We start from the raw sequence: 5516 nt of genomic DNA, 5'->3' as shown, positions 1-5516 counted from the left end.
ATTCCGGCCCATCCATGTCTTGCGGGGCACAAGATGACGAGCCGCGCAGCGAAGACTGTAATACGCATGAAGAGCAGCCGTGGAGATTCCGTGAAGACGACCGTGGTCGGGAAGCCGCTCAAGTCCCGCCGGAGGGGCGCAGACTGACAGGGAGACGGCGAGCCGCCGAGCCCGGCACCCGCCACTCACACACCGTCCGCGGGGGTGGGGTGGGTGGTGGGGTGTCAGAGGCGGGGTTCTGTCGGTGCCAGCGGCAAGCGTGCCGTGACCTCGTAGCCGTCTTCCGCCGTCGGGCCGGCGTGGAAGTCTCCGCCGAGCAGCTGACACCGTTCACGCATGCCCCGGATCCCGCGGCCGGTGTTCCTGTCGGCCTGTCCGCCGGTCTCATGGGCGGGCGGGCCGGGGGCGGACGTACCCTGGAGGGCCGGACGGTGGCGGCCCTGGTCGGTGACGCGGATCTCCAGATGATCGATCCCCGTGCGCACTGTGACCGTCACTCTGGTCGGGCCGGTGTGCCGCATGATGTTGGTGATCGACTCCTGGAGGATGCGGTAGGCCGCGCTGTCCACCGCGCTGGGCAGCGGCTCCCCGGGCGGCTCCACGTGCAGTGTCAGTTCCAGCCCGGCGGCACGCGCTTCGGCGGCCAGAGCGTCGAGCTGGTCCAGGCCGGCGTGCGGCACGGGCTCCTCGTCACCGGCCCGGAGCACGCCGAGAATCGCACGCATCTCCCGCAGCGTCCGCGAACTCGTCTGCTCGATGGTCCGCAGCGCCTCCCGAACCTGCTCAGGACGCTTGTCCAGCACATGCGCCGTCACCCCGGACTGCACATTGATGATCGCGATGGCATGGGCGACCGTGTCATGGACCTCACGCGCGATCCGCAGCCGTTCCGCGTCGACCCGCGCACGCGCCTCCTCCTCGCGGGTCCGCTCCGCCAGCTCCGCACGCAGCAGCGCCTCGGCCGCGATGACCCGCCGGGACCGCACCGACTCGCCCAGAGCGATGCTCATGACCGACACGCCGATGCGGAAGAACACCCAGCCGATGGCCTCGCGCGGCTCCACGTCGGCCGCGGCGTACAGCCAACCGGCCGCCAGGACGCCCGTGCCCGCCCCGGCGACGATCAGCGACCGGTGACCGTCTCCGTAGGCGGCGACGCTGTACAGGCTGACCAGCAGACCGAGCCAGCCGTACCCGTCCGGGAACTCCAGCCCGTAGTACACCAGGCTCGCGATCCCCGCGGTCACGAATGCCGCGACGGGCCACCGACGCCGGACGGCGACGGCCAGACCTCCCAGCACCAGCAGCGCGAAGCCGAGGTGACCGGGATCGGAGAGCGAACGCTGTTCGGTTCCCCGAGCGGCGGCCAGAACGATCGTGCCCTGTACCTGCATCACGGTGACGAAGAGGGCGAGCAGCAGATCCTGCGCCGGCACCCGCAGGGAGAACGACCCGGGGCGGAGTCTCATGCCGCGATGCTACTGGCGGGCTTTCCGCAGGGCGTCCGCCTCACGGCGCGTCCCGCTACGTCGTGCAGCGTGTCGCCGCGCGGCCTCGTACGTCCGATTGCGTAGAAGCAGCCGTCCCTCGCCCGAGGCGGGGCCCATCCCGACGGCGCCACGATCGCGGTGATGCGCGACGGCCCCTCTTTCCTGCTGTCTCATCCGCCTGCCGGGACACGGGCCGCCGCACCACCCGGCCCCACGACCGAGGAGCAGACCGATGAGATCGAGGACGACGACCGGGCCCCCGCCACCCGCGGACGGAGCCCTGGCCGCCCTGGGACGCCGCTGCTTCCGCCGCCGTCGCCTGGTCCTCTGGACGTGGATCATCGGCGTGGTCGCCGTCGCGTTCGCCGGCTTCACTTTCGGTGCCGCCTCCGACAACGGCTTCTCCGGCGGCGGCACAGGGTCGGCCAGGGTGCAGAAGCTGATGGCCGAGCACTTCCCGCAGGAGCAGGGCGACCGTCTGACCCTGGCCGTCCGGACCGGCAAGGGCATCGACGACCCCGCGGTCCGGCGGAAGATCGAGAAGACCGTCACGGCTCTCGCCGGGTCCGCCCTCACCGGGCCGGTGATCTCTCCCTACCAGGACGACACCCTGGTGACCGACGACCGCCGCGTCGCCCGCACCACGATCCCGCTGAGCGCCGAGGAGGTGGACAAGTCCGAGGTCAGGCCGCTGGTCGATCTGGTCAAGGATGCCTCCGACGACGATGTCACCTTCGCGCTCGGCGGCTACATGGCCGAGAAGGCCGAGACACCCCCGCAAGGGCCCGCCGAGAGCGTGGGCGTCGCGGCCGCGGCGGTGATCCTCTTCATCGCGTTCGGTTCGCTGGTGGCCATGGGGCTGCCGATCGTGACGGCTCTCCTCGCGATCCTGGGCGGCCTCGCGCTGATCAAGCTCGTGGGCCACCTCGTGCCCGCACCGGACTTCACCGTGGCCTTCGGCGCGATGATCGGGCTCGGAGTCGGCGTCGACTACGCCCTGTTCATCGTGACCCGTTACAAGGACGCCCTGAAGGACGGCGACCACCCCGAGCACGCCACGGCCGAGGCCGTCGCCACCGCTGGCCGTGCGGTGCTGTTCGCCGGTACGACGGTGGTGATCGCCTTGATGGGCCTGGTCGTCATGGGGCAGCGGCTGATGACCGGGGTGGCCGTGGCTACGTCTGTGGCGGTGCTCGTCACGATGATCGGCGCGGTGACGCTGCTTCCCGCGCTGCTGGGTTTCACCGGTCACCGGATCAACGCGCTGCGTCTGCCTCGTCGCGGACCTCGCCGCGGGCACCGGACCGGTGCGGTGCGGGGGGCCCGTCGTCCCGCTCTTGCCGAGCGGTGGGCCGGCGTGGTGCAGCGCAGGCCGCTGCCCGCGGCGCTGCTCGCAGGCACCGTTCTGCTGGCGCTGTCCGTTCCCGTCCTGTCGATGCGGCTGAGCCAGCCCGACGCCAGCGTGCAACCCCACGACCGGAGCAGCTACATCGCCTACGGCATCCTGTCCGAGGGTTTCGGCCCGGGATACGGGGCCCCTCTGGTGTTCGCGGCCGAGACCGGCCCCGGCGGCAGCGGCCTGGGGTCCGTCGTCGACGCGGTCGCCCGCACCGACGGTATCGCCGCCGTCACACCGCTGCGGACCAGCGCGGACGGACAGGCCGTCACCTTCACCGCGTTTCCCGTCAGCGGCTACCAGGACGAGGCCACCGCGGAGCTGGTGCACGAGCTGCGTGACGAGGTGCTGCCCCGCGTCCCCGGCGGCGGTCGGGTCCTCCTGGGCGGGCCCAACGCGAGCACCGTCGACGCCGCCGACGAGGCAGCGTCACGCCTGCCCCTGATGATCGCGGCCGTGATCGCGGTGTCGATGCTGCTGCTCATGGCGCTGGTGCGTTCGGTCACCATCGCCGTGCAGGCGGCCGTGATGAACCTGCTGTCGATCGGCGCCGCCTACGGCGTCGTGGTGGCGGTCGTGCAGTGGGGGTGGCTCGGCCCCGCTCTCGGGTTCCCGGCCGCCATGCCGGTCACGACCTGGGTGCCCATGATGATGTTCCCGGTGCTGTTCGGTCTGTCGATGGACTATCAGGTGTTCCTGGTCTCCCGGGTGCGGGAGGAGTACGAGCGCACCGGTGACACGCGGGTCGCGGTCGCCCGCGCCCTGGCGGGCACCGCCAGGGTCATCACGGCCGCCGCGGCCGTCATGATCGCCGTCTTCACCACCTCACTGCTCGGCCACGACATCTCCGTCAAACAGGGCGGTCTGGGCATGGCGGTCGCCGTCCTCATCGACGCCACCATCGTCCGCCTGGTGCTCGTGCCCGCCGTGATGGAGCTGTGCGGCAAGGCCAACTGGTGGATGCCCGGACGCCGCCGGGCACCGGGAGCGGCGGCGGCCTCCGCATCCCCCGCCGCCGGGGACCGGGAGGAGGCCGGCGTCTGACCCCCCCTCCTTCCCTCTCCGGCTGCCGCCGCAGTCCCATCGATCCCCGCACTCCTCGCGACCGCCGGCCGGCTCACCGACTCCGTGCCGGCCCGCACACGAAAGGACCCTTGCATGCCCAGGCCCGTTTCTCGTTCGTTTTGTCGTTCGCGCTCTTGTCTGTCGCGTCGTCTGGTGTGTGCCGCACCGGTGGCTCTGCTGGCTCTGTGGGTGCTGGCTGTACCGGCTGGGGCAGCCCCGCTCGTGCTCGCCCGGGACGGCAGCGGTGGCGGGCGGGGGGTGTCGTTGGCCGCGTTGCTGCTGGCTCTGGCCGGTGTGGTTGCCGGTGTGCGGGCGCTGCGGGCGGCGGGCCGCGGGGGCGGCGGTTTCGGCGGGCGGGGTGCGGCTGTGGCGGCTGTGGGCCTGGGCGTGGCTGGTGCTGCTGTGGGTGGTGTCGTGTTGGCTGGTTCTGATGCGGCGGTGGGGGCCGGTGGTGGCCGGGGTGGTGCTCTGATCGCTGTCGCGTTGGGAGGGGCCGGCGTGTGCGCGGGTGCGGTGGCGTGGTTCCGTTCCCGCCGGGGGGCTTGATGCTGTCATGCCGCCGCGTACCCCTTGGTGTGCGGCCTGTTCCGGCCGCCGTTCACGCTGCGGGGTCGGGGGCGGCGCGGTTCCGCCCGGTGATGTGAGCGGCGCCGGTCGGCCGTCGCCTCGCCCGTGCAGGCGCGCACGGCGTGCTCGGGGCCCGAACCGCCGCGCACCGCCGGGAGCATGCGGGCGAAGACCCGGCTCACTCCGGCTCGGCGGGGGTGAACAGTTCGATGAGGTTGCCTGCCGGGTCCGCGATCAGGAATTGGCGGCCGCCCGGCCCTGTGATGATGCCGCTGCGCATGGGCACTCCGGCCCGTTCGAGGCGTTCCCGCTCGGCTTGCAGGTCGTCGACGACGAGGTGGATGCGGTTGCGTCCGGCGGAGGCCGCGTCGCCGGGTGTGGCGCGGGCTCCCAAGCTGGTGGGACCGGACAGCAGCAGCCGCAGTGTTCCGCGTACGAGGTCGGCGAAGGCCGGTGGGACGGCGCTGAGCACCAGGAACCCGAGCTGAGTGGTGTAGAAGTCGATCGCCTCCTGCACGTCGTCGACGATGTAGCGGACGCTCGCCAGGCCGCCCTCGCTGTCCGGACCGTTCATGCGGGTCTCCTTGCCGCGGCTGCCGGCCGCATGGGGGGGCGGGAACGCCCGCCCTCCACGGCCCTCCTTCTTGCCGTCCGGAGCATAGGCCCGGGCCGCCTGCTGCGGCGGTGTGCCGTTCGGCGGTGGTGGGCTGGATTCGCGTGAACGGGCCATGCGCCCTGTCCCGGCCGGTGTGCCGGGCGGCCGGGCTGCCGGTGTGCCGGAACCGGCCGCTGCCGGCGGGCTGGGGTGCCACGGGGCCGGTGGGGGTGGTGGGCCGGCGTGGGGTCAGGGGCGGGTGAGGCCGGTGCGGAAGGCGATGACGACGAGCTGGGCGCGGTCCCGGGCTCCCAGTTTTGCCATGGCGTGGCTGACATGTGTCCGGGCGGTGGCGGGGCTCAGACCGAGTTCGGTTCCGATCTCGTGGTTGTTCAGCCCTAGG

5 protein-coding genes are annotated in these 5516 nt (G+C 72.2%); 2 read left to right on the top strand and 3 right to left on the bottom strand.

All coding sequences use genetic code 11. From position 1 onward, the window contains the following. Positions 1-224: 224 nt before the first annotated feature. Positions 225-1469 (bottom strand): sensor histidine kinase, encoded by a 1245-nt coding sequence (locus HCJ93_RS28850; RefSeq protein ID WP_167998779.1) that lies wholly within the window; start codon positions 1467-1469, stop codon positions 225-227. A gap of 253 nt (positions 1470-1722) precedes the next feature. Here HCJ93_RS28850 and HCJ93_RS28845 point away from each other — a divergent pair, with 253 nt between their 5' ends. Both HCJ93_RS28845 and HCJ93_RS30320 read left to right on the top strand, forming a co-directional pair. Next, the gene (locus HCJ93_RS28845; protein ID WP_167998778.1) at positions 1723-3930 is read left to right on the top strand and encodes an MMPL family transporter; all 2208 of its coding nucleotides are present in this window, start codon (positions 1723-1725) and stop codon (positions 3928-3930) included. Between the two features lie 114 nt (positions 3931-4044). Beyond that, positions 4045-4497 carry a DUF6223 family protein gene (locus HCJ93_RS30320; protein WP_373563630.1) on the top strand — a complete coding sequence of 151 codons (453 nt, stop codon included), beginning with the start codon at positions 4045-4047 and terminating at the stop codon, positions 4495-4497. A gap of 199 nt (positions 4498-4696) precedes the next feature. Here the strand turns inward: HCJ93_RS30320 and HCJ93_RS28840 are convergent, their stop codons facing one another. Then, positions 4697-5092 carry a VOC family protein gene (locus HCJ93_RS28840; protein ID WP_167998777.1) on the bottom strand — a complete coding sequence of 132 codons (396 nt, stop codon included), beginning with the start codon at positions 5090-5092 and terminating at the stop codon, positions 4697-4699. Positions 5093-5362: 270 nt separating this feature from the next. After that, positions 5363-5516, bottom strand: a 154-nt coding sequence (locus HCJ93_RS28835; protein WP_167998776.1) for a response regulator transcription factor, incomplete at its 5' end; no start/stop codon positions are given.

Origin of the sequence: Streptomyces composti, assembly GCF_012034205.1 — a bacterium.
Classification (GTDB): Bacteria; Actinomycetota; Actinomycetes; order Streptomycetales; family Streptomycetaceae; genus Streptomyces; species Streptomyces composti.
Note: the sequence above shows the minus strand (reverse complement) of the source record. Positions and strands in the feature narration are given on the sequence as shown.